The sequence below is a fragment of the Actinophytocola sp. genome (assembly GCF_035634895.1).
Taxonomy (GTDB): Bacteria; Actinomycetota; Actinomycetes; order Mycobacteriales; family Pseudonocardiaceae; genus Actinophytocola.
Genome location: NZ_DASQCC010000210.1, coordinates 62,271 through 84,749 on the forward strand (window position 1 = coordinate 62,271; position 22,479 = coordinate 84,749).

Below are 22,479 nucleotides of genomic sequence, written 5' to 3' on the forward strand. Positions count from 1 at the left end.
CGGCGGTTTCACACCGGGCGGATGGCGGTGCCCGGGGGCGTGACCTACCTGGTCGCCAGTCCGCCCGCCGGGCCCGGGGGTGTGTTCGCCGCGCTCGGCGGGCTCTGCGCGCGGTACGACCCGGCCGTCGTCGTGCTCGTCGGTGGTGGGCACGATCATCCGACCGCCGCCAACGACGTCCTGGTCACGGGTGGGCGGGAACCCGTCGACGGGGCGGTGACCACGTTCTTCGCCGCCGCCGGGGAACCCGCCGCGCTGCCGGGTTTTGGTGGAACCGTCCCCTTTCGGGTCCACCGAGGGCTCACCGGGGACGACGATCTCCCGCGATTCTGCGCGTCCGCCACCACCCGGCGCGGCAAACCCCTTGCCTGGGCGGTGATCCGCGGCGTCACCGGGGACGCCGCGGATCGGAATGCCGCGCAGACGTTGCGGTACCTGATTCCTTACCTGCGGCCGCGGTTATAGCGTGCCCGCCGCCACGGTGAGGATCGCGCGGACCTGGTTGATGATGTCCAGCTGGTTGGCCTCGAAGGTCGGGTCGGTCAGCTCCGTGGTGTTGCCGGCGCCGAACTCCAGCACCGGCGTGTGCACGTGGCCGCCGGGAATGCGCAGTCCCAGGGCGTCGCGGAGCAGCGTGGCCCGGTACGCGATCTCGTTCGACAGGTAGTTGCCGCCGCCGCCCGCGCGGGCCACCGAGCCTGGGGTCGGGCCGGTCGGGGAGGCCACGGGAGTTGTCTGGCCCGCGGGGATCTCCGTGACGTCCGTGTGGTCGAACACGGGGAAGCGGCCGGTCTGCGCGGCGACGATCGCGGCGTAGGGCAGGGTGGTCGGGACGAACTCGGGGGCCGGCGTCACCGTCGGGACCCCGGCGGGGATGGGGATCACCTCGGTGCGGGACAGGTTGTCGTTGTCCGGGAAGCCGCCGCGCCAGCGGCCGTTGTACCGCTCAACGTCGAACCTGCCGACGCGGCCCTGGCTCACGGTCGTGAACATGTCCACGTGCGGCAGCACGGGCGCGAACGTCCGCTCCACCACGCCCGCCGCGAACGGGTCCCACAGCACCGGGAACATCGCGGTCTCGATGCGTGCCCGGCCCGCCGGTGTGTCGATCACCGTGCCGTCCAGTGCCAGGGCGGTGGCGCCGGACGGGTTGCTGCGCCGGATGTCCACGTCGAGCTGGAACGGGTCGAAGCCGCTCACGAGGATCCGCAGCGTGTGCCCGGGGTAGCGGATCGAGTCCTGGCCCCGGGACGACTGCTCCAGCACGTCGACCAGCCGCGCGCGTGCGTCGGCGTTCAGCGGGAACCTCGGCGTCCACTGCCGCAACGCCTTCGTCAGCTGTAGTCGTGCCCAGTACAGCGGCCGGTCGTCGGTCACCGGCAGTGTGCCGGCCGGCAGGCGGCCCTGTGCCCGCGCGACGGCCGCCGCCCACAGTGCGCGGCCCTGTGCCTTGATCGCGAGCGTCGCGACGTGGGCGTTCGGCAGGGCACACAGCGACGGCGTGAACAACCGCTCGAACCGGTCGAAACCACTGCGCTGCAACACTTCCTGCGGCTTGGGTTGGGTGAGTCGCTGTTCTTCGACGGTGAGTGGCACGGCGGCATCCGCGCAGGTGGGGGTCGCGGCGGCGGAGGCGGTCGACACGAGCGTGCCGGCCAGTCCGAGCAGGGCGGCCGCGAGCAGGGTGCGGGCTCTCATGTCGGCCATCCTCGCGAGAGCCGGCGCACCCGGCAAGGTTTCCCGGCCAACCGCGCGAGGCGAAACATCCCCACGGCGCGCCGCCGGGACTCCCGGACGGTCACACCTCATACTTGATCTTCGGACGACCGAAGAGGGGGATGCGGCCGATGATGGGGCGCACGCACGCGCTGACCGGCTGGTGCGCGGGTCTTGGGGTAGCACAGTTCGTTGGCCTCACATCGATCGAGCAAGCCGTGCTGTTCGCCGTCACCACCTCAGGGTTCGCGCTGTTACCCGACCTCGACCACCCGCACGCGCGTGCGTCGAAGCTGCTCGGCCCGCTCTCCCGCGCGCTGTCGTGGCTGCTGCGGCACGCGTCCGCCCTGATCTACCAGATCACCAAGGGTCCACGGGACGAGCGCCGCAGGGGCACCCACCGGCACCTGTCGCACACGATCCTGTTCGCGGTGGGGCTCGGGTTCGCCGCGAGCGCCGGCACGGAGGCGGGCGGCCCGTACGCGGTCGCGGCGGTCGCGGTGCTGGGACTGCTGCTCGCGGAGGACGCGCTCGGCGACTGGATGCTGGTCGTCACGGCGGTCGGGGTGGTGTGGTGGCTGCGGGTCGCCGGGCCCGATCCGCTCGCGGAGTTGGGGCACATGTCCGGGATCATGGGCATCGCCGTCGCGGTCGGCTGTTTCACGCACTGCCTCGGCGACGCGCTGACCGAGTCGGGCTGCCCGTTCCTGTTCCCGATCCCGATCGCGGGCGAGACGTGGTACGAGCTGCGCCCACCCAGGCCGTTGCGGCTGCGGACGGGCAAGCGGGTCGAACGCCTGGTGATCTTCCCGCTGTTCGCGATCCTCGGCCTGCTGCTGATCCCCGGCGCATGGCAGTTCGGCGTCGACTTCGTGACACGCATGTTCGTGCCGCCGGCCACCGCCGCACAGTGACCCATCTCAACTCACACGCGTGCACGGCCGGATCCGTGCCATCCTGATCGGGTGACGACGAAGTACGCGCTTCTGGTGCGGGGCGGTTGGGTTGGCCACGATCCGGTTGCGACGACCGATCGGTACGCGAAGTTCCTGTCCGGCGAAAGTTTCGAGGTCTCCACATCGGACTCGCTGGACGTCTACCTCGGTGACCTGTCCGGTGTGGACCTGATCGTCCAGTGCTGGACCATGGGCCAGATCACGTCCGAACAGCTCGCGGGGCTGCGGGCGGCGGTCGCGGCGGGCACCGGGTTCGCCGGCTGGCACGGCGGGATCGTGGACTCGTTCCGCGACCAGCCGGAGTACCACCTGCTGACCGGCGGCCAGTTCATCCACCATCACAAGGAGTTCGTGACCTACCCGGTACGGGTGGTAGCCGATCATCCGACCGTGGCGGGGCTGGGCACGTTCGAGGTGCACAGCGAGCAGTACTACGTGCACGCGGACCCGGGCAACGACGTGCTGGCGACCACCGACTTCCTGCCGGACCCGGACCGCCCGGAGATCGGCACGCCGACGATGCCGGTGACGTGGGTGCGGCACCACGGCGCCGGCCGGGTGTTCGTGACGACAATCGGCCACCGCATGGCGGACCTGGAGCTGCCGGCGGTGGACGAGATGATCAGGAGAGGGCTGCGGTGGGCGACGCGCTGAGGGTCGGGCTGGTCGGGATCGGCAACATCAGCGGGCAGTACCTGGCGACGCTGCCGGGACTGTCCGGCGTGTCCCTGGTCGCGGCGGCCGACCTGGACCCGTCGCGCCAGGTGCCGGACGTGCGGATGATGACGCCGGCCGCGCTGTACGAGGCCGACGACGTCGACCTGGTGCTGAACCTGACCATTCCGCGGGCGCACGCGGAGGTCGCGCTGTCGGCGATCGCGGCCGGAAAGCACGTGTACAACGAGAAACCACTCGCTCTGTCCACTGTGGAGGGACAAGAGGTGCTGGCCGCGGCGTCGGCGGCCGGGGTGCGGGTCGGCTGCGCGCCGGACACCGTGCTCGGCACCGGCACGCAGACCGCCCGGCGGTGCATCGACGACGGCCTGATCGGCGAGCCGGTCGCGGCGACGGCCTTCATGGTCACGCCGGGTCACGAGCGCTGGCACCCGGCGCCGGAGTTCTACTACCAACCGGGTGGCGGCCCGCTGTTCGACATGGGCCCGTACTACCTGACCGCGCTGGTCACGCTGCTCGGTCCGGTGCGCCGGGTGAGCGGCATGTCGTCGACGCCACACCCCGAGCGGACGATCGGCAACGGTCCCCGTGCCGGCACGACGTTCCCCGTTGCGGTGCCGACGCACATCACGGGCACGCTGGAGCACGCGAACGGCGCACTGACGACGCTACTGATGAGCTTCGACGTGTGGGAGGCCAACCTGCCGCGCATCGAGGTCTACGGCACGTCCGGGTCACTGTCGGTACCGGACCCGAACAACTTCACCGGCGAGGTACGCGTGTTCCGCCCGGAGACGGCGGGCCGCTCGGATTCGGCGGCGTGGACGACCGTGGCGCCGTCGGCGGGTCACCGGCACGCCGGCCGAGGCACAGGCGTCGCGGACCTGGCAACAGCCCTCGCGACAAACACCGACCACCGCGCGAACGGCACACTCGCCTACCACGTCCTGGACGTCATGGAGTCCCTCCTACGCGCCGCCGAAACCGCCACAACCCAAGACATCACCAGCACCTGCCCCCGCCCCGCCCCAGTCACCTAACCCCCGCGAGTCCCGCGTTCAAACACCGCGAGTCCCGCGTTCAGACATAGCGAGTCGCGGTTTCGTGCACACCCAGATCTGGCCCGGCACGCCAGGACCTGCACGAAACCGCAACTCGGTGCGCGCCAACACGCGACTCGGTATGCGCCAACGCGGGACTCGCGGGGCGCGAACGCGGGACTCGCGAGGGTTACTTCAGGTTGGCCAGGGCGGTTTCTATGCCGCGGTGGAAGGTCGGGTACGCGTAGATCATCTGGCGGAGGAGCTTGGTCGGGACCTCGGCGTGTACCGCGACCACGAGGGCGCCGAGTACCTCGCCGCCGTTGGGGCCGGCGGAGGTCGCGCCGACAAGGACGCCGCGGTCCGCGTCCTCCACGACCTTGATGAAGCCCTGGTTGCCGACCTTGTGGATGAAGCCGCGCGTGGTGTCGGTCGGCAGCTGGGCGACGCCCGTCCGGACGTTGAGGCCCTGGGCGCGGGCGGCCGCCTCGGACAGCCCGACCGAGCCGACCTCGGGGTCGGTGAACGTGACGCGCGGGGTGGCGCGGTAGTCGGCGGTCTCGACTTCGTCCGTGCCGCGGGCGTCGTCCGTGCCGCGGGCGTCGTCCGAGCCGGGGAGGTTGGCCGCGGCGAGGATGTCGGCCGCGGCGATGCGGGCCTGGTACATGGACATGTGCGTGAACGCGCCGTGGCCGGTGATGTCGCCGATGGCCCACAGGCCGTCCGTGGCACGCATCCGCTCGTCGACGGTGACGCCGCGGGCGGTGTCGTCGAGGCCGACCGCGCCGATGCCCAGTGCCTTCATGTCGGTGCGCCGTCCGACGGCGACGAGCATGCGGTCGGCGGCGATCACCTCGCCGTTGTCGAGCTTGACGTGGAACTGGCCGGTCTCGTAGCTGACCCGCGCGGCGGACAGCCCGGTGCGCACGGTGATGCCCTCGTCCCGGAACGCCGTCGCGAGCAGCTCGCCGGCCTCCGGCTCGTCGGCGGGCACGAGCCGGTCGGCGTGCTGGACGATCGTGACCGCGGCGCCGAACCGGGAGAAGACCTGCGCGAGCTCACATCCGACCGGCCCGCCGCCGAGCACGACCAGCGACGCGGGCACGGCCTCGACGGTGACGGCGTCGCGGTTGGTCCAGTAGGGCGTCTCGGCCAGGCCGTCGATCGGCGGCACGGCCGGTTCGGTGCCGGTGTTGAGCACGACACCCCGCCGCGCGGTGATGACCTCCTCGGTCCCGTCCGGGCGGGCGACGGTGACCTCGCGGGGCGCGGTGAGCCGCCCCCAGCCGCGGACGAACGTGCCGCCGGCCTCCTGGAACCGGTCGACCGCGGCCTGGTCGTTCCAGTTGTCGGTGATCTCGTCGCGGATCCGGGTGGCGACGAGCGACCAGTCCGGCGTGACGTCGGCGGCGCCGGCGAGGCCGGGGACACGGCGGGCCTCCTGGAGGGCGTCGGTGGCGCGGATCATCGCCTTGGTGGGGACGCAGGCGTAGTACGGGCACTCGCCCCCGACCAGCCGACCGTCGACGCCGACGACCTCGAGACCGGCACGCGCGAGCCGGGCGCCGACGTCCTCTCCGCCGGGTCCCATCCCGATCACGACCACATCGACCTCGGTACCCGGCATGAACGATCACTCCCAGCGACAAAGTATTGGCAACGCGGCGTTGACGATGCCGTATCGGACACCGGTCCGGCTAGTCGGCACGCCTGAAGGGGGTACTCGGGATGCCGGGGACGGGCACGCGTGCCGCACGGCGGTCCCGCGGCTTGACCTTGGAGCACGGTCCAGGGTTTACCGTCGAGGACATGCGTGTGGCTGAGCTTGCCGCGGCGGCCGGGGTCGCCCCGGACACCGTGCGGTACTACGAGCGCAGCGGGTTGCTGGCCGCGCCGCCGCGCACCTCCGGCGGTTACCGGGCCTTCCCGCCGTCCGCGGTCGACCGGTTGCGGTTCATCCAGGGTTGCCAGCGCCTGGGGCTGCGGCTGAAGGAGATCGGGGAGCTGCTGTCGGTGCGGGACACCGGCGAGTGCCCCTGCGAACCGGCGGCTGAGCTGCTGCGCAGACGCATCGAGGAGATCGACGCCGAGGTGGCCCGCCTGGGTGCGTTGCGGGCCGACCTCGTGCGGATGGTCGACTCGGTGCCGGACGGGCCGTGCCAGGACCCCGTGCCCGGCACGTCATGGTGCGCACCGGAAGGGAGGTGATTCTCATGGGCGACGACTGCTGCGGCACCGACTGCTGCTGAGCCGACCGACCACCGGCGAGGCGCCCGCCGGTGGCACTTACGGCACGAGTACCGCCGCGCCGGTCACCCGGCCGGCCGCCAGATCGTTCAGTGCCTGGTCAGCGGCGTTGAGCGGATAGTCCGTCGTGGACACCCGCAGCCGGTGCTCCGCCGCGAGGGACAGGAACTCCCTGGCCTGTGCGCGCGTGTTCGCCGTGACGCTCCGCAGCTGCCGGTCCTGGAACAGGTGGGTCTGGTAGTTCAGTGGGGGGACATCCGTCAGGTGGATGCCTGCCACCGCCAGTGTGCCGCCGCGGTCGAGGGCCGCCAGCGCACGCGGCACCAGCGTTCCCGCCGGGGCGAAGATGATCGCCGAGTCCAGTGGTTCCGGCGGCGCCAGAGCCGACGCGGACGCCGCGCCCAACGACAGCGCGAGCTCCTGTGCCGCCGGGTTGCGGGTCACCACGTGCACCGTCGCGCCCCGCGCCAGCGCCACCTGCGCCGCCAGGTGCGCGCTCCCGCCGAAGCCGTACACCCCCAGCCGGCCTCCCTCGGGCACCTCGGCGCGCGACAGCGCGTGGTAGCCGATGATGCCCGCGCACAGCAGCGGCGCCAGCTCGCTGTCGGTGTAGCCGGTCGGCAGGGGCAGGGCGTACGCGGCCGGCACCACCGCGTGCTCCGCGTAGCCGCCGTCCTCGTCCCACCCCGTGTACCGCGACCAGGGACACAGGTTCTCCCGGCCCCGCACGCAGAACCGGCACGTCCCGCACGTGTGTCGCAGCCACACGATCCCCACCCGGTCGCCGGCCCGGAACTCCCCCGCACCCGCTACGACCTCGCCCACCACCTCGTGCCCGGGGACCACCCCGGCCCGGTGGACGGGCAGGTCTCCCTCGGCCACGTGAAGATCGGTCCGGCACACGCCGCACGCACGGACCCGCACCAGCAGCTCGTCCGGCGCGGGCTCGGGTGCCGGCACGTCCCGGAGCGTCAGCGGGCCGGTCGCCGCCGGGCCCGGGCGTTCCACTCGCCACGCACGCACCCGACCCACGGTAGGGCAGACCGCCCCGCGACGGAACCTGACGCGACTACGACTCGGCCGAGGAGGCCCTCACTTGACGCCGACCCGGGCGACGATCGCCGCGGTGTCCACTCCGGACGGCAGGGTGCCGAACGCCACGCCCCAGTCGCCGCCCAGCCGTGAGGCACAGAACGCGTCCGCCACCGCGGGGTGTCCATTCCGGACCAGCAGCGACCCCTGCAGCACCAACGCCATCCGCTCCACCAGCCGGCGGGCCGACGCCTGGTCCGGGCCAGCCGCCAAACGCTTGCGCAGGTCCGCCACCGCCGCGTCCAGCCGTGCGTCGGCGCCGGCCGCCGACCCGAGCTCGGCGAAGAACGCCTCGGTGCCCCCGGAGGCCATGGCACGCAACACGTCCAGCGCGGCCACGTTCCCCGAGCCCTCCCAGATCGAGTTCAGCGGCGCGTCCCGGTACAGCCGCGGCAGGACGGACTCCTCGACGTAGCCGTTGCCGCCCAGGCACTCCAGCGCCTCGTTCGCGTGCGTGGCCGCGCGCTTGCACAACCAGTACTTGCTCACCGCCAGGCCCAGCCGGCGGAACGCGGCCGCCGACTCGTCGCCGGCGAACGCCGCGTCGGTCGCGGCCGCCAGCCGCATCGCCAGCGTGGTCGCGGCCTCGGACTCGATCGCCAGGTCGGCCAGCACGTTGCTCATCAGCGGCTGGTCCACCAGGTAGTCGCCGAACGCCTGGCGGTGCGTCGCGTGGTGCACCGCCTGCACGACGCCGGCCCGCATGCCGGCCGCCGCCCCGATCACACAGTCCAGGCGGGTCATGTTGACCATCTGGATGATCGTCCGGACGCCGTGGCCCTCCTCGCCGACCAGCCACGCCACCGCCTCGTCGTACTCCACCTCCGACGACGCGTTGGACTTGTTGCCCAGCTTGTCCTTCAGGCGCTGCAGGTGCATGCGGTTGCGGGTGCCGTCGGGCAGCACCCGGGGCAGCAGGAAGCACGACAGGCCACCGGGTGCCTGCGCCAGCACCAGGAACAGGTCACACATCGGCGCCGACGTGAACCACTTGTGGCCGGTGAGCAGGTAGCTGCCGTCCGGCCGCGGCAGCGCGCGCGTGGTGTTGGCGCGGACGTCCGAGCCGCCCTGCTTCTCGGTCATCGACATGCCGGCCAGCAGGCCACGCTTCGCCGAGGGCACCCGCAGGCCCGGGTCGTACACCGGCACCGCGAGCAGGGGCTCGTACCGCTCGGCCAGCGCGGGGTCGTGCCGCAGGGCGGGGACCACGGCGTAGGTCATGGAGACCGGGCAGCCGTGACCGGCCTCGACCTGGGCCCAGGTGTAGAACTTCGCCGCGCGGGCGGTGTGGGCGCCGGGCCGGTCGTCCCGCCACGGCGCGGCATGCAGGCCGTGCCGCACCGCGACCGTCATCAGCTCGTGGTAGGACGGGTGGTACTCGACCTCGTCGATACGGTTACCGAAGCGGTCGTGCGTGCGCAGGACCGGCGGGTAGGCGTTCGCGAGCCGGCCCCACTCCTGGGCCTGGTCGGAACCGGCGAGCTGTCCCAGCTCGTGCAGCTCGGCCTCGGCCCAGCCTGCGCCGTGCCGGTGCAGACCGTCGAGAAGGGCCGCGTCGGCGGCCACGTCGTGCCCGACGAGCGGAGGGACCTGGTTGGTGACCACATGAGTAGCCGGCATGAGGTCGATGTTACATTTCTTGGACACGCGACACCAGGACGTAAGACGATGATCTTGGGGCTGCGGCCGCTGACCGCCCGCTCGGCGGTGCTCAGCACGTTGCTCGGCATGCACCCGCCGCGACTGCCGGCGCGCACCCTCGTGCGCGTCGGTGAGCTGTTCGGCATCGCCGAGGGCACCATCCGGGTCGCGCTGTCCCGGATGGTCGGGGCCGGTGAGCTCACCCAGGTCAACGGCGACTACCAGCTGACCCGCCGGCTGCGGAACCGGCAGGCCCGGCAGGACCAGAGCCGGTCGCCCTCCACCCGTCCGTGGGCCGGTGACTGGGAGATCGCCGTGGTGACGGCCGCCCGCCGCTCCCCCGCCGAGCGCACCGCGTTCCGCACCGCCATGACCGAGCTCCGGCTGGCGGAGCTGCGCGAGGGCACCTGGCTCCGGCCGGCCAACCTCATCCGCGAGCGCCCCACGCTGGTGACCGAGCAGTGCACGTTCCTCACCGGCCGGCCCGAGACGCCGGGGATCGCCGAGTCGCTCTGGGACCTGCCCGGCTGGGCCGCGCGGGCCCGCGAGCTGGACGAGGCACTGGACGAGGCCGCCGACCTGCAGACGACCTACCTGCTCGCGGCCGCGGTGCTCCGCCACTTCCTGGCCGACCCGCTGCTGCCACCGGAGCTCCTGCCGGCCGGCTGGCCCGGCCCCCACCTGCGTACCCGCTACGAGGAGTACGACGACCGGTTCCAAAAGGTGTTGAGGGCCCACCTGGAAATCGATTAGCTACCCACATGCGGATCAGAGCGGCCCGGCCGGACGAAGCGGCCTTCATCAGCGACCTCGCCGTCCGATCGAAGGCGTACTGGGGCTATGACGACGACTTTCTCGCCGGCAGCCGGATCCAGCTGGCCGTCCGGCCGGACGAGGTCGCACGGCGCCGGGTGACCGTCGCCGAGCGGGACGGCGTAGTCGTCGGTTTCTACGCGCTGGAGGGCGACCCGCCCGTCGGCGTGCTCGACCTGATGTTCGTCGACCCCGACCACCTCCGTGCCGGCGTGGGGCGGCAGCTCTTCGCACACGTCGTGGCCACCGCGCGAGCTGCCGGGCTCACGGCCTTCACCATCGACTCCGACCCGTTCGCCGAGGACTTCTACCTCACAATGGGCGCGATTCGGACGGGCGAGACGCCGTCGCCGGTCCGCGCCGGCCGAAAACTGCCGCGACTCACGTTCGCCGTGGCCAGCGGTTGACCTTCGGTTTCGGTACCGTGCAAGCCGTGCTCGGACTGCCAGACAACATCACCGCCCTGTTGTTCGATCTCGACGGTGTCCTCACCGGTACCGCCGCGATCCACCGTGCCGCGTGGAAGGAAACGTTCGACCCGTTGCTCGCCCAGCGCGGCCAGCAGCCCTTCACCGACGACGACTACAACAACTACGTCGACGGCAGGCCGCGGTTCGACGGCGTCCGGGAGTTCCTGCGCTCACGCGGCATCGACCTGCCCGAGGCGTCGCCGGACGCGGCTCCCTCCTACGACTCGGTCCAGGGCACCGGCAACCGCAAGAACGCGCGGGTCCAGGAGATCATCGCCGAGCGGGGCGTCGCGCCCTACGCCGGTTCGCGGCGGTACGTCGAGGCGGCCAAGGAGGCCGGGCTGCGCATCGCGGTCGTCACCTCCTCCGCCAACGCGGTGACCGTGCTCGATGCCGCGGACCTGACGAAGTTCGTCGAGGCCCGCATCGACGGCGTGGTGATCGCCGACCGGAAGCTCCACGGCAAGCCGGCGCCCGACTCGTTCCTGGCCGGCGCCGAGGCGCTGGACACCGCCCCCGCCAACGCGGCCGTCTTCGAGGACGCCCTGTCCGGGGTGCAGGCCGGCAAGGCGGGACACTTCGGGTACGTCGTCGGCGTCGACCGGGTCGGCCAGGCGGCGGAGCTGACGGCGCACGGCGCGGATGTCGTGGTGGAGGACCTGGCCGAGCTGCTGGAGGAAGCGTGAGCGGCGCCTGCGGAGCGAACCACGGACACCCGCGCACGAGCGAACCCGGCTCGACGCCCGCGCGGAGCGGGGTGAGCCGGCCGTGAAGCACGGGTTTCGGACCGCGCCCTGGGAGCTGCGGTGGGACACGCTCGACCTCGACGCGCTGGAACGCACCGAGTCGATCTTCGCGCTGTCCAACGGGCACATCGGCATGCGCGGCACGCTGGAGGAGGGTGAGCCGCGCGTCCTGCCCGGCACCTACCTGAACGGCTTCTACGAGCAGCACCCGCTCCCCTACGCCGAGGCGGGCTACGGCTACCCCGAGGACGGCCAGACGATCGTCAACGTCACCGACGGGAAAATCATCCGGCTGCTGGTGCAGGACGAGCCGCTGGACATGCGGTACGGCCGGGCCGTCGAGCACCACCGCGTGCTCGACTTCCGCTCCGGCACGCTGCGGCGCGACACCGTGTGGGAGTCGCCGACCGGCCGGCGGGTGCGGGTGCGCACCGAGCGGCTCGTGTCGTTCACCCAGCGCGCGGTCGCCGCGATCCGCTACGAGGTCGAGCCGCTCGACGGCGGCATCCAGCTGGTCCTGCAGTCCGACCTGCTCGCCAACGAGCCCGTCGAGTCGGCGACCAAGGACCCGCGTGTGGGTGCCGCGCTGGACGCGCCACTGGTCGCCGAGGACGCCACGGGCGGGGAGCTCTACGCGGTGCTCATGCACCGGACCCGCCGGTCCAACCTGCGGGTGGCGGCCGCGATGAACCACGAGATCCAGGCCGACGACGGCCTGCAGTGCGACATGCACATCGAGGACGACCTGGCCCGGCTCACCGCCGCCGTGGACGTGCCGAGCGGGTCGCGCCTCGTGGTCACCAAGTACATCGGCTACGGCTGGTCGTCGCGCCGGTCCGCGCCCGCGCTGCGGTCGCAGGTGTCGGCCGCGATGGCCGGCGCCAAGCAGACCGGCTGGCAGGGCCTGCTCGACGAGCAACGCGCGTACCTGGACGACTTCTGGGCCACCGCCGACGTCGAGATCGATGGCGACGACGAGTTGCAGCAGGCGGTGCGGTTCGCGCTGTTCCACGTGCTGCAGGCCGGGTCCCGCGGCGAGAGCAGGGCGATCCCGGCGAAGGGCCTGACCGGGCCAGGGTATGACGGGCATTCCTTCTGGGACAGCGAGACGTTCGTGCTGCCGGTGCTGACGTACACGGTCCCGGAGGCGGCCCGCGACGCGCTGCGATGGCGGCACGCCACCCTGCCGGCGGCCCGCGAGCGCGCCGCGGCGCTGGGGTTGCGGGGCGCCGCGTTCCCGTGGCGGTCGATCGACGGCGCCGAGTGCTCGGCGTACTGGCCGGCCGGGACCGGGGCGTTCCATGTGTCGGCCGACGTGTCCGACGCGGTCGCCCGGTACCTCGCGGCGACCGACGACGACGACTTCGAGCGCGAGCACGCGACGGAGATCCTGGTGGAGACCGCGCGGCTGTGGTCGTCGCTGGGGCACCACGACGTGCACGGCGGGTTCCGGATCGACGGGGTGACCGGACCGGACGAGTACTCGGCGGTCGTGGACAACAACGTGTACACGAACCTGATGGCACAGCGGAACCTGCTCGAGGCGGCCGCCGTCTGCGAACGGCAGCCCGACGCGGCCTCGTCGTTGGGGGTCACCGCCGACGAGCTCGCGGCCTGGCGGGAAGCCGCGGCGAAGATGGTGCTCCCGTTCGACAGGATGCTCGGGGTGCACCCGCAGTCGGAGCGGTTCACCGAACACGCGCGGTGGGACTTCGAGGGCACGCCGGCGTCGAACTACCCGTTGCTGCTGCACTATCCGTACTTCGACCTGTACCGGAAGCAGGTCGTGAAGCAGGCGGACCTCGTGATGGCGATGTACCTGCGGGGCGACGCGTTCACCGCGGAGCAGAAGGTCCGCAACGTGGACTACTACGAGCCGCTGACCGTGCGGGACTCGTCGTTGTCGGCGTGCGTGCAGGCGGTGATGGCGGCGGAGGTCGGGTATCTGGACCTGGCGTACGACTACTTCGCCGAGGCCGCGCTGACCGATCTGCACGACCTGCATGCCAACGTGCGCAACGGTTTGCACATCGCGTCGCTGGCCGGGGCGTGGATGGTGGCGGTAGCGGGCTTCGGCGGGATGCGGGACCACAACCGGTCACTCACCTTCGCGCCCCGGCTGCCGGCGGCGTTGACGCGGGTCGCGTTCCGGTTGACCTACCAGGACAGCAGGTTCGCGGTGGAGATCGACCAGGACGGGGCGAGTTACACGTTGCTGGACGGGCCCTCGCTGACCGTGCGACACCACGGGGAGGCGGTCGAGCTGACGAAGGGCGCGGCCGAGCGGCGGACGATTCCCTCGCTCGAACCACGGAAGGCCCCCGGACAGCCGAAGGGCCGAGAACCACGCCGCCGCACTCCGAAGTTCGCCGACCGCGACTGAGGCCGGGCGTCCCACACCGGCAATGCCTGCCGGACCTACCCGCGGGAAACGACTTTGCCGGGGTCCGGCCTGGGCTCCGGCAAAGTCACGGAACTCGTGGACCAGCGGGCTCACAAAGGCCCGCCTCCGGGTTCTCCCCGGTCCGCTATGGCGGGTTGGCAACTCGACTTTGCCGTGGGCCTGGAGGTCCCCGCGGGAGCCGCCGGGAGCCGCCGGGAGCCGCGGGAGCGGCGCGCGGGTCGGCGGAGTGGGCGAGTTCCGCGCTGGAGGTTTCCGGGGTGTCCTGGAAGGCGTATTCGGGGCGCTTTTCGAAGCCGCCTTCCAGGACGTAGGGAGATCCCGGGTCTTCGTCAGAGAAGAACCACTTCCCTGGGGCCGTCTGGTCCGTTCAGAAAGATCTGTTCACCGCGTTCGCGGACGGTGCGGTAGACGAAGTCGCCATAACCGATCAGGCGGCGTAGCGCCTCGGTGAGAGTCACCCCTTCGTGCTCGATCACCTGTTGTAGGGCACGGACCGTGTCCGGTGAGATGGCGACGTTGATGCGCCTCGGCTCATCAGTGGTGAGGCGGCCAGGGAGAGCTTCCTCGACGTCCGTGCGGTTACCCAGCATGACCACATCACTTCCTGCCTTGTGAGCTCGTCCAACAAGTCTTACACGTGGAATACACATAAGCAACAGCATCTAAACACGCTTTAGACATTGTTATTGTGGCTCTCCGGAGTTAAGCTGACACCAGAGAGTGACGTTCGCAATACGAACGCCGTGCTCCGGACCCACGGAGGACGCAGGTCATGAGAGATACCAGGACACCCCGCGACGACGAGCAGCGGCGCGGCCGCGCGTCGGACGACGACTCGCGGAAGGACACCTGGTATGACGACTGCAAGCGTCAGCCGGTGGACGAGCCGCTCATCGCCACGATTCCGCTGCCGGACGGGCAGTGATGCGGCGGCCGTTCTCGCGGCCGCGCCCCCCGGCCGGCGGCGAGGTGACCGTCGACGGCACGTGGGTCGACCGGTCCCTACCAGGCAACAAGGCGCTCATCGCGCGCGGCAGGGAGCTGGAGCTGCGTGAGCGGCAGGCCGAGATCGACGCGAGGACGGCCGCGCGAAGCCATTATCTGCGAATGCAGAAGTGGGTGCTGCTGGGAGTGGGCGCGCTGATTCTGCTCACTGTGCTCACGCTCGTCGTCGGCCTGTGGGTCGGCGCGATCCCGACCTCCTTCGCGACCGAACTGGCGCGCACCATCCTGCCGATCCTGCTCGGCGCCGCCGCGACCATCGTCGGCGCCTTCTTCGGCGCCGGCGCGATCGTCAATCCGAACCGCTTCGATCGAGATCGCGATCGCGACCAGTGAGTGGGGACACCGGGATGAGCCCGATGAGCGGCAGGTCCGCGGGTGGTTCGTCACCGGTTTCGAACCAGGTCCCGTCCAGGGGTTCCAATCCGCTGACGCGCAGCGGGGGTCGCTCCGCATGCCGGCGGGCGGAGCTGGTATCAGGCATTCGTTCGTCCCTCCCTGGCGGTCCGGCGCTCCCTCGCCGCGCCGGCGCCGCCACGGGAAGTCCCTGCAGGTCAGCAGGGCTATCCCGCCCTGAGCGTAACCTTCCGAGCACGGGATGACAACACTCGGTAAGTGTCGATTACGTGTAGCTCTTGTGTTGCATCCGCACCAGCAGCACACATACACTTAACCCGATTGCCCGAACCTCACGCACAGGATGTGACCATGTCGGCTAAGGGCGCACGGACCGAGTCCGCTGGGCAGCCAAACTCCGCGAAGGCAGAACCGAAGAGGATCAATGTTGCCGTTTCGCCGGATACTGTCAGTGCTCTTGAGAATGTCATTGAGCGTGAGGGGGTGACGTTGACCGAGGCGTTGCGGCGATTGGTCGGGTATGGGGATTTTGTGTATCGCGCGGTTCGGGAGCAACGGGAACAGCTGATAGTCAAGGGGTCCGAGGGGTCTCGGGAAGTCGTTCTTCTCTGATCTTTCCCCGGGGTTCCGGGGCTGGTTGGGGACGGGGGCGCGGTACGGGCAAGCTCGGCAAAGGGACTGGCTGGGCACGACGGCTCGTACCGGGGTGAGACGTAGGCAATGGCTCAACCGCAGGATCGGCCGAGCAGGTCGGCTTTTGCTTTTTCGCGCTTTCGAGCCCCGGCTCTGTCGAGCCGAGGCTCTTTTTCTGTTGCTACTCCGCGGTGAAGCTCGTACCCAGGGCCTGCCAGTCCAGAACCGGAGCCGCCAGATTTCTGATCGCGGCCAGAAGGCCAAGGCGGGCCGCCCGGATTTCCTTGTCCTCCGCCATTACCAGAATGTCGTCGAAGAAGGTGTTGATTGGCGTGGTCAGTGGGGTGGCCGTGAGTACGAAGTCCGCCAGGGACGTGTTGCGCATTACCTTCCGCACCTTTACCAGCGCCTGGTGCAGTGCCGTTTCCGCCGGTTCCGTCAGCCTTGCCGGGTCGTAGGTCGCCTCGGTGTCCGGCGGGACGATGCGGCGGACCCGCTGCAGGGCTGCCACCAGGGCCGCGAAGTCCTTGTCGCCGACTCGTTGTTCGATCTCCCGGAGGGTCGACTCGGCCGCCGCCGGGGCCGTCGCCAGCGGCAGGACCGCTGCCACGTGCCGGTGGTCGTGGCCCGCGTCCAACAGCTGCTGTTCGTAGCGGCGGGTGACGAAGTCCGCCACCTCGTCCAGCGTCTTCTCCGGGACCTCGATGCCTTGTGCGCGAACCTCTTCCGCCGCTGCCGCCAGGCCCTTTGTCAGGGTGATGCCCGACAGGGCCGGGTGTGCGCGCAGGATGGTGAGCACGCCCGCCGCTGCCCTGCGCAGGCCGAACGGGTCCGAGCTTCCCGTGGGAGCCGCGCCGACCGCGAACAGGCCCACCAGCATGTCGAAGCGGTCCGCCAGGGCCAGTACCGCGCCCGGGACCGTCGCCGGGGGCCGGTCGCCCGCCGACCTCGGGCGTTCCATGTCGAACAGGGCCTCGGCCACCGCCTCGGGTTCGCCCGAGCGGGCCGCGTACTCGCGGGCCATCACGCCGGCGAGGCTGGTCAGCTCGATGACCATCTGCGAGGCCAGGTCGAACTTCGCCAGTGCCGCCGCACGTTCCAGCGTCGACCTGTCCGATGTGGACAGACCGCCGTCCAGGGTCGCCGCGACCGCGGCGATTCTGGCCGCGCGGTCGGACATGGAGCCCAGTCGCTCCTCGAAGGCCAGGCGGCTCAGGCCTGCCTTCATGGTTTCCGGGGCCACCTTCAGGTCGGCTCGCCAGAAGAAGCTCGCGTCCTCGTAGCGGGCACGCAGCACCGCCTCGTTGCCGGCGCGGACGGCGTCGTGGTCGCAGCCGCCGTTGGCCACCGCCACGAAGTGCGGGAGCAGGGCGCCTTCCGCGGTGCGGACCGGGAGGTAGCGCTGGTGCTTGCGCATCACCGTGGTCAGGATCTCCTGCGGCAGCTCCAGGTAGGTCTCCGAGAAACCGCCCAGGATCGCGTTCGGCTCCTCCACCAGGTTGGCGATCTCGTCGATGAGCGCCGCTTCCGCGTCCACGTCGATCGTTCCGCCGACGCTCGCGGCCAGCCCACCCGCCGCCTCGACGATCGCCTCGCGGCGGGCCACCACCGACGCCACGATGTCGTGCGCGGCCAGGAAGTCCAGGTAGCCGGCCGCCGTCGGGACCTCCACCACCGGGGTGTCCGCGGTGCGGTGCACCCTCGTGGTGCGGCCGGCCGTCAACGTCGACGCCGCTACCGGGACCACCTCGGTGCCCAGCAGCGCCACCAGCCAGCGGACCGGGCGGGTGAACGACAGCTTCCGGTCGTTCCAGCGCATGTTCTTGTCGGCGCGGAGCTCCGTCACCACCTCGCCCAGCAGGCCGCTCAGGACCTCGTTCGCGCCACGGCCCCGATCGGTCCTGGTGACTCCCACGTACTCGACACCGTCGACGTCCACGCGTTCCAGCGCCGTCGCGTCGATTCCCTGGCCGCGGGCGAAGCCCGCCGCCGCCTTCGTCGGCTCACCCGCGGCGCCGAACGCCGCCGACGCCCGTGGGCCGCGCACGAAACGCTCCGCGTCGGGTTCCGCCGGGGCCACCCCGTCGATCAGGACGATGATGCGGCGCGGTGTGGCGTGGACCTCGATGTCGCCGTGGGACAGGCGGGTCGCCGCCAGCTTCGACCGGACCGCGTCGCGGACCGCCGCCGCGCTGCGGGTCACCTCGTGGGGCGGGAGCTCCTCCGTGCCGATCTCGAACAGCAGCGGCGCGGGCTCGGTGACCGTGGCGAACGTGGTCGGCGCCGCGGCCGCCGGCGGCAGCTCGGACAGGCCGAGCGGGTGGTCCAGCTCGCCACGGCGTTCGGCCCACAGCGTGGACACCTCGCGGGCCAGGCCACGCATCCTGGCGAACGCCTTCGCCCGCTCGGTCGTCGACACGGCGCCCCGGGCGTCCAGGACGTTGAACGTCTGCGAGCACTTCAGCACGTGGACGTGTGCCGGCACGGGCAGGCGCAGGTCCAGCATCCGCCGTGCCTCGTTGGCATAGTCCTCGAACAGGCGCTTCTGGGTGTCGACGTCCGCGTCGTCCAGGTAGAAGCGGCTCATCTCGTACTCGGCCTGGCCGAAGGCCTCGCCGTAGGAGATGCCCGGGGCGTAGGCGATGTCCTTGAAGTGGCTCACGTTCTGCAGCGCCATCACGATGCGCTCCACGCCGTAGGTGATCTCCACCGACACGGGGTCGAGGTTCTGGCCGCCGGCCTGCTGGAAGTACGTGAACTGGGTGATCTCCAGGCCGTCCAGCCACACCTCCCAGCCAAGGCCCCACGCCCCCAGCGCGGGCGACGCCCAGTTGTCCTCGACGAACCTGATGTCGTGGGCGTGGATGTCGATGCCGAGCGCCTCGAGGCTCCGCAGGTACAGCTCCTGCGGGTTGCCGGGGTCGGGCTTGAGGATCACCTGGAACTGGGTGTGCGTCTGCAGCCGGTTGGGGTTCTCGCCGTACCGGGCGTCGTCGGGCCGCACGCTCGGCTCGACGTAGGCCACCCGCCACGGCTCCGGACCGAGCACACGCAGGATGGTCGCCGGGTTGAGGGTGCCGGCGCCGACCTCGGTGTTGAACGGCTGCACGATCATGCAACCCCGGTCGGTCCAGTACTTGGTCAAGGCGAGCAACGCGTCCTGCATGGTCAGCACACCGTAAAACCCTAATGACCGGCACATCGGGAAGACTGGGCGGGTGCCACGATGGCTGGTGTACGGCGCCGCGACGATCGTCGTCTTCCTTCTCGCGGTGGTCGCGCTCGCCTACCTCTTCCAGCGGCGGCTCGTCTATCTCCCGAGCCGCGGCGCGGTTCCGCCGGCCGCGCGGGTGCTCGCCGGGGCGACGGACGTGCGGTTGACGGCCGCCGACGGGGTCACGCTCGGCGCCTGGTTCGTGCCCGCCGCAAGGGGTGACCTGGGGTTCACCGTGCTGGTCGCCAACGGGAACGGGGGCAACCGGGCGGACCGGGCCGGGCTGGCCTCCGCACTGCGGGACGCGGGTTTCGACGTGTTGCTGTTCGACTACCGTGGGTACGGGGACAGCTCCGGCGAGCCGAGCGAGGCGGGGCTGGCGCTCGACGTGCGGGCCGCGCGTTCCTACCTGGTCGACGACCTTGGGGTGCCTTCGTCGAGGCTGGTCTACTTCGGGGACAGCATCGGTGGCGGGGTGGTCACCGAGCTGGCCGTCTCGTACCCGCCTGCCGGGCTGGTGTTGCGGTCGCCGTTCACCCGGTTGGCTGACACGGCTGCCGAGCACTACCCGTTCCTGCCGGTACGGCTGCTGCTTCGCGACCGGTATCCGGTGGTCGACCACGTGCGGCGGATCCGGGTGCCGACCGTGGTGGTCTACGGGTCGGCCGACTCGATCGTGCCGCCCGCCCAGAGCAGGGCCGTCGCCGAGGCCGCCGCGGGGCCCGTCACGGTGGTGGAGATACGTGGCGCCGACCACAACGATCCGGTGTTGCTGTCCGGGTCGCGGGTGGTCGGCACCGTGGCCGGTCTGGTCAGCTGACCTGGAGGTTCTTGCGGTGGGCGTAGGCGGCTCGCCGCTCGGTCTCGTCGAGACCGCCCCAGATGCCGTACGGCTCGTAGACGGTCAGCGCGTGGTGGCGGCACTGCACGATCACGGGGCACTGCCGGCAGATCTCCTTCGCCCTGGCCACGCGCTCTTCCCGTGCCTGGCCGCGCTCGGCACGCGGGTGGAAGAACATGTCGCTGTTCTGACCGCGGCAGGCGGCCAGCCGTTGCCAGTCCCATGTTTCAGCGATCGGACCGGGCAGCCGGGAAACGTCCACCATGGCAGGGCTCCTCCATCAAGCTCGCTTGGCTCTACGTCGTGGTGGTACCCGGCTGTTCTGGCAGGCAAACACGCGCCTTGCGTTCCCGGTGGGCTGGTGCATCGTCGCTGGAAGGGGCCATGATGACCACCGGGACTCATGGGAGGGCAGTACCGTGGCGAGACCTATCTGGAGTGGAGCCATCAACTTCGGGTTGGTGACCATCCCCGTCGAGCTGTACAGCGCGACCGAGGATCACACCATCAGCTTCCGCCAGTTCGAGCGGGGCACGTCCGACCGGATCCGTTACAAGCGGGTCAACGAGCGGACCGGCAAGGAGGTGCCCTACTCCGACATCGTCAAGGGCGCCGACCTCGGCGGTGGCGAGTACGTGATCATCGAGCCGGAGGAGCTGGACGCCATCGCGCCCGGCCGCTCGCGGACCATCGACATCAACTCGTTCGTCGACCTGGAGGAGATCGACCCGATCCACTTCCAGCGGACGTACTGGCTGGCGCCGGCCAAGGAGGAGTACGGCAAGTCGTACAGCCTCCTGTTGCAGGCCATGGAGAAGACCAACCGGGCCGGCATCGCGTCGTTCGTGATGCGGGGCAAGGAGTACCTGACCGCGGTGCGGGCCGGTGACGGGCTGCTCGTGCTGAACACGCTGCTGTTCCCGGCGGACATCCGCGACCCGGCGCAGGAGCTGAAGTCCCTGCCGGAGGTCGCCACCGCGCGGGGCAAGGAGCTCGAGATGGCGGTCAGCCTGATCGACTCCATGTCCGACGAGTGGCGCCCGGAGGACTACCACGACGCCTACACCGAGCAGGTCGAGAAGCTGATCGACACCAAGCGCGAGGGCCGCGAGGTAGTCGCGTCGGAGGAGCCTTCGGAGCCGACGAAGGTCGTCGACCTCTTCGAGGCGCTGTCGCGAAGCGTCGAGAGCCGCAAGAAGGGCCGCACACCGTCCCCGTCCCCCGCCCTCGACGACCTGAGCAAGGCCGACCTGGACAAACTGGCCAAGGAACTGGACATCAAAGGCCGCTCCAAGATGAACCGCGACGAACTGGCCAAAGCAGTAGCCGAAGCCCAAACCTCAGCCGCCGCCTCCTAACTCCCCCAAGCCCCGCGAGTCCCACGTTCACGCACATCGAGTCCCGCGTTCACGCACACCGAGTTGCGGTTTCGTGCACACGCCCCCCGGCCATGATCTGCACGAACCCACAGTTCGGCATGTCCGAACACGCGACTCGCGGTGTTTGAACGCGGGACTCGCGGGGTTAGGGGCGTTTGTAGAACGGGAGGTTTACTACCGTGACCGGGGTGGCTTTGCCTCGGATGTCTACCGTCAGCTTGGTGCCGGGTTCGGTGAGGGTCGGGGGGACGTAGGCCATCGCGATCGGGTGGCCCAGGGTTGGGGACAGGGCGCCGCTCGTTACCGTGCCCACCTGGGCGTCGCCGTCGAGGACCGGGTAGCCGTGGCGGGCGGCGCGGCGGCCGTCGCCCACGAGTCCCACGAGGACCTGTTCCGCGGCGCCGGACTCGTCTCGGCGGCGTTCCAGGGCGGCGCGGCCGACGAAGTCGGCCGTCTTGTCGAACTTCACCACGCGGCCGAGGCCCGCGTCGAACGGGGTCATGTCCGCGGTCAGCTCGTTGCCGTACAGCGGCATCCCGGCCTCCAGCCGCAGCGTGTCCCGGCACGCCAGACCGGCCGGGACCAGGAAGTCGAAGGCCGACACCGTCGCCCACACGTCCTCGGCGTGCGCGGACTCCGCGTACACCTCGAAGCCGTCCTCGCCCGTGTAGCCCGTGCGGGCCAGCAGCACGTCGTGGCCGCCGATCACGGTCGGGACGCAGCCGTAGTACGGCAGCGCGGCCAGGTCCGCGTCCGACACCGCGCCGATCACCTCGACCGCGCGCGGGCCCTGGACCGCGATCAGCGCGCACGCGGTCGACCGGTCCACCACCTCCACCGCGAAGCCCTCGGCCCTCGACCTCAGCTCGGCGAACACCACCGCCGAGTTGGACGCGTTCGCCACCACCATGAAGTGGTCCTCGCCGATCCGGTAGACGACCAGGTCGTCGAGCACGCCGCCCGCGCCGTCGCAGATCATCGTGTAGCGGGCGCGGCCCGGCTTCACGCCGGACAGCTTGCCGACCAGCGCGTAGTCCAGCGCACGGCCCGCCACCGGCCCGGTCAGCTCGATCTCCCCCATGTGCGACAGGTCGAACAGGCCCGCGGCCTCCCGCACCGCCCTGTGCTCTCCCAGTTCGCTGCCGTACCGCAGCGGCATCGACCAGCCGGCGAAGTCGGTGAACGACGCACCGAGCTTGGTGTGCACGTCGTCAAGCGGCGAGAGTGTGCTCATGGCCCCGATCCTGCCTGTT

Annotated in this window: 21 protein-coding genes; 13 read left to right on the top strand and 8 right to left on the bottom strand. The window is 70.8% G+C overall.

Going from position 1 to position 22,479, the window contains the following annotated elements; all coding sequences use genetic code 11:
* The first annotated feature begins 21 nt into the window (after positions 1-21).
* A complete protein-coding gene (locus tag VET29_RS31720; RefSeq protein WP_324927517.1) occupies positions 22-465 on the top strand; it encodes a hypothetical protein in 444 nt (147 codons plus the stop codon).
* On the opposite strand, the gene VET29_RS31725 is transcribed toward VET29_RS31720, so the two are convergent.
* On the bottom strand, positions 460-1,698 hold the full coding sequence (locus VET29_RS31725; RefSeq protein ID WP_324927519.1) for a pyroglutamyl peptidase: 1,239 nt from the start codon (positions 1,696-1,698) through the stop codon (positions 460-462). The two genes, VET29_RS31720 and VET29_RS31725, sit on opposite strands and share 6 nt — an antisense overlap.
* A gap of 149 nt (positions 1,699-1,847) precedes the next feature.
* Here VET29_RS31725 and VET29_RS31730 point away from each other — a divergent pair, with 149 nt between their 5' ends.
* The 3 genes from VET29_RS31730 to VET29_RS31740 are packed head-to-tail and all read left to right on the top strand — an operon-like array spanning position 1,848 to position 4,387.
* On the top strand, positions 1,848-2,630 hold the full coding sequence (locus VET29_RS31730) for a metal-dependent hydrolase (protein WP_324927521.1): 783 nt from the start codon (positions 1,848-1,850) through the stop codon (positions 2,628-2,630).
* A 51-nt stretch (positions 2,631-2,681) separates the two neighbouring features.
* Entirely contained in the window at positions 2,682-3,326 is a 645-nt protein-coding gene (locus VET29_RS31735; RefSeq protein ID WP_324927523.1) for a ThuA domain-containing protein, read from the top strand.
* Positions 3,311-4,387: a Gfo/Idh/MocA family oxidoreductase gene (locus VET29_RS31740; protein WP_324927525.1), complete on the top strand. Its 1,077-nt coding sequence runs from the start codon at positions 3,311-3,313 to the stop codon at positions 4,385-4,387. Before VET29_RS31735 ends, VET29_RS31740 begins: the two co-directional genes overlap by 16 nt.
* A gap of 190 nt (positions 4,388-4,577) precedes the next feature.
* On the opposite strand, the gene VET29_RS31745 is transcribed toward VET29_RS31740, so the two are convergent.
* Complete coding sequence (locus VET29_RS31745; protein WP_324927527.1) at positions 4,578-6,014, bottom strand: NAD(P)/FAD-dependent oxidoreductase; 1,437 nt, start codon at positions 6,012-6,014, stop codon at positions 4,578-4,580.
* 182 nt (positions 6,015-6,196) lie between these two features.
* Between VET29_RS31745 and VET29_RS31750 the strand changes: the two genes are divergently transcribed.
* On the top strand, positions 6,197-6,595 hold the full coding sequence (locus VET29_RS31750; protein ID WP_324927529.1) for a MerR family transcriptional regulator: 399 nt from the start codon (positions 6,197-6,199) through the stop codon (positions 6,593-6,595).
* Positions 6,596-6,673: 78 nt separating this feature from the next.
* On the opposite strand, the gene VET29_RS31755 is transcribed toward VET29_RS31750, so the two are convergent.
* Positions 6,674-7,657, bottom strand: a complete 984-nt coding sequence (locus VET29_RS31755; RefSeq protein ID WP_324927531.1) for a zinc-binding alcohol dehydrogenase family protein — start codon at positions 7,655-7,657, stop codon at positions 6,674-6,676.
* Between the two features lie 69 nt (positions 7,658-7,726).
* The gene (locus VET29_RS31760) at positions 7,727-9,346 is read right to left on the bottom strand and encodes an acyl-CoA dehydrogenase family protein (protein ID WP_324927533.1); all 1,620 of its coding nucleotides are present in this window, start codon (positions 9,344-9,346) and stop codon (positions 7,727-7,729) included.
* Positions 9,347-9,394: 48 nt separating this feature from the next.
* Between VET29_RS31760 and VET29_RS31765 the strand changes: the two genes are divergently transcribed.
* From VET29_RS31765 to VET29_RS31780, 4 genes are all read left to right on the top strand, one after another.
* On the top strand, positions 9,395-10,120 hold the full coding sequence (locus tag VET29_RS31765) for a PaaX family transcriptional regulator C-terminal domain-containing protein (RefSeq protein WP_324927535.1): 726 nt from the start codon (positions 9,395-9,397) through the stop codon (positions 10,118-10,120).
* A gap of 8 nt (positions 10,121-10,128) precedes the next feature.
* On the top strand, positions 10,129-10,587 hold the full coding sequence (locus VET29_RS31770; protein ID WP_324927537.1) for a GNAT family N-acetyltransferase: 459 nt from the start codon (positions 10,129-10,131) through the stop codon (positions 10,585-10,587).
* Positions 10,588-10,613: 26 nt separating this feature from the next.
* Positions 10,614-11,336, top strand: coding sequence for a beta-phosphoglucomutase family hydrolase (locus tag VET29_RS31775; RefSeq protein ID WP_324927539.1), 723 nt, complete (start codon positions 10,614-10,616; stop codon positions 11,334-11,336).
* 82 nt (positions 11,337-11,418) lie between these two features.
* Entirely contained in the window at positions 11,419-13,779 is a 2,361-nt protein-coding gene (locus VET29_RS31780) for a glycoside hydrolase family 65 protein (RefSeq protein ID WP_324927542.1), read from the top strand.
* 350 nt (positions 13,780-14,129) lie between these two features.
* On the opposite strand, the gene VET29_RS31785 is transcribed toward VET29_RS31780, so the two are convergent.
* Positions 14,130-14,396 carry a hypothetical protein gene (locus tag VET29_RS31785; protein ID WP_324927544.1) on the bottom strand — a complete coding sequence of 89 codons (267 nt, stop codon included), beginning with the start codon at positions 14,394-14,396 and terminating at the stop codon, positions 14,130-14,132.
* A gap of 176 nt (positions 14,397-14,572) precedes the next feature.
* On the opposite strand from VET29_RS31785, the gene VET29_RS31790 reads away from it, so the two are divergent.
* Entirely contained in the window at positions 14,573-14,725 is a 153-nt protein-coding gene (locus VET29_RS31790; RefSeq protein ID WP_324927547.1) for a hypothetical protein, read from the top strand.
* A gap of 44 nt (positions 14,726-14,769) precedes the next feature.
* Positions 14,770-15,138, top strand: a complete 369-nt coding sequence (locus VET29_RS31795; protein ID WP_324927550.1) for a hypothetical protein — start codon at positions 14,770-14,772, stop codon at positions 15,136-15,138.
* A gap of 835 nt (positions 15,139-15,973) precedes the next feature.
* Here the strand turns inward: VET29_RS31795 and VET29_RS31800 are convergent.
* Complete coding sequence (locus VET29_RS31800) at positions 15,974-18,958, bottom strand: glycine--tRNA ligase (RefSeq protein WP_324927662.1); 2,985 nt, start codon at positions 18,956-18,958, stop codon at positions 15,974-15,976.
* A gap of 52 nt (positions 18,959-19,010) precedes the next feature.
* Here VET29_RS31800 and VET29_RS31805 point away from each other — a divergent pair, with 52 nt between their 5' ends.
* Positions 19,011-19,826 carry an alpha/beta hydrolase gene (locus VET29_RS31805; protein WP_324927553.1) on the top strand — a complete coding sequence of 272 codons (816 nt, stop codon included), beginning with the start codon at positions 19,011-19,013 and terminating at the stop codon, positions 19,824-19,826.
* On the opposite strand, the gene VET29_RS31810 is transcribed toward VET29_RS31805, so the two are convergent.
* A complete protein-coding gene (locus tag VET29_RS31810) occupies positions 19,819-20,112 on the bottom strand; it encodes a WhiB family transcriptional regulator (RefSeq protein ID WP_324927557.1) in 294 nt (97 codons plus the stop codon). The genes VET29_RS31805 and VET29_RS31810 overlap by 8 nt on opposite strands.
* A gap of 154 nt (positions 20,113-20,266) precedes the next feature.
* Between VET29_RS31810 and VET29_RS31815 the strand changes: the two genes are divergently transcribed.
* Positions 20,267-21,205 carry a Ku protein gene (locus tag VET29_RS31815; RefSeq protein ID WP_324927560.1) on the top strand — a complete coding sequence of 313 codons (939 nt, stop codon included), beginning with the start codon at positions 20,267-20,269 and terminating at the stop codon, positions 21,203-21,205.
* 166 nt (positions 21,206-21,371) lie between these two features.
* On the opposite strand, the gene gcvT is transcribed toward VET29_RS31815, so the two are convergent.
* Positions 21,372-22,460 (bottom strand): glycine cleavage system aminomethyltransferase GcvT, encoded by a 1,089-nt coding sequence (gcvT, locus tag VET29_RS31820; protein WP_324927563.1) that lies wholly within the window; start codon positions 22,458-22,460, stop codon positions 21,372-21,374.
* Between the last annotated feature and the right edge of the window lie 19 nt (positions 22,461-22,479).

What these genes read in the sequence shown, in the direction of transcription:
- VET29_RS31720 (WP_324927517.1), top strand. Translation starts at nt 22, where the DNA reads ATGGCGGTGCCCGGGGGCGTGACCTACCTGGTCGCCAGTCCGCCCGCC.
- VET29_RS31725 (WP_324927519.1), bottom strand. Translation starts at nt 1,698, where the DNA reads ATGAGAGCCCGCACCCTGCTCGCGGCCGCCCTGCTCGGACTGGCCGGC.
- VET29_RS31730 (WP_324927521.1), top strand. Translation starts at nt 1,848, where the DNA reads ATGATGGGGCGCACGCACGCGCTGACCGGCTGGTGCGCGGGTCTTGGG.
- VET29_RS31745 (WP_324927527.1), bottom strand. Translation starts at nt 6,014, where the DNA reads ATGCCGGGTACCGAGGTCGATGTGGTCGTGATCGGGATGGGACCCGGC.
- VET29_RS31750 (WP_324927529.1), top strand. Translation starts at nt 6,197, where the DNA reads ATGCGTGTGGCTGAGCTTGCCGCGGCGGCCGGGGTCGCCCCGGACACC.
- VET29_RS31760 (WP_324927533.1), bottom strand. Translation starts at nt 9,346, where the DNA reads ATGCCGGCTACTCATGTGGTCACCAACCAGGTCCCTCCGCTCGTCGGG.
- VET29_RS31765 (WP_324927535.1), top strand. Translation starts at nt 9,395, where the DNA reads ATGATCTTGGGGCTGCGGCCGCTGACCGCCCGCTCGGCGGTGCTCAGC.
- VET29_RS31770 (WP_324927537.1), top strand. Translation starts at nt 10,129, where the DNA reads ATGCGGATCAGAGCGGCCCGGCCGGACGAAGCGGCCTTCATCAGCGAC.
- VET29_RS31790 (WP_324927547.1), top strand. Translation starts at nt 14,573, where the DNA reads ATGAGAGATACCAGGACACCCCGCGACGACGAGCAGCGGCGCGGCCGC.
- VET29_RS31800 (WP_324927662.1), bottom strand. Translation starts at nt 18,958, where the DNA reads ATGCAGGACGCGTTGCTCGCCTTGACCAAGTACTGGACCGACCGGGGT.
- VET29_RS31810 (WP_324927557.1), bottom strand. Translation starts at nt 20,112, where the DNA reads ATGGTGGACGTTTCCCGGCTGCCCGGTCCGATCGCTGAAACATGGGAC.
- gcvT (WP_324927563.1), bottom strand. Translation starts at nt 22,460, where the DNA reads ATGAGCACACTCTCGCCGCTTGACGACGTGCACACCAAGCTCGGTGCG.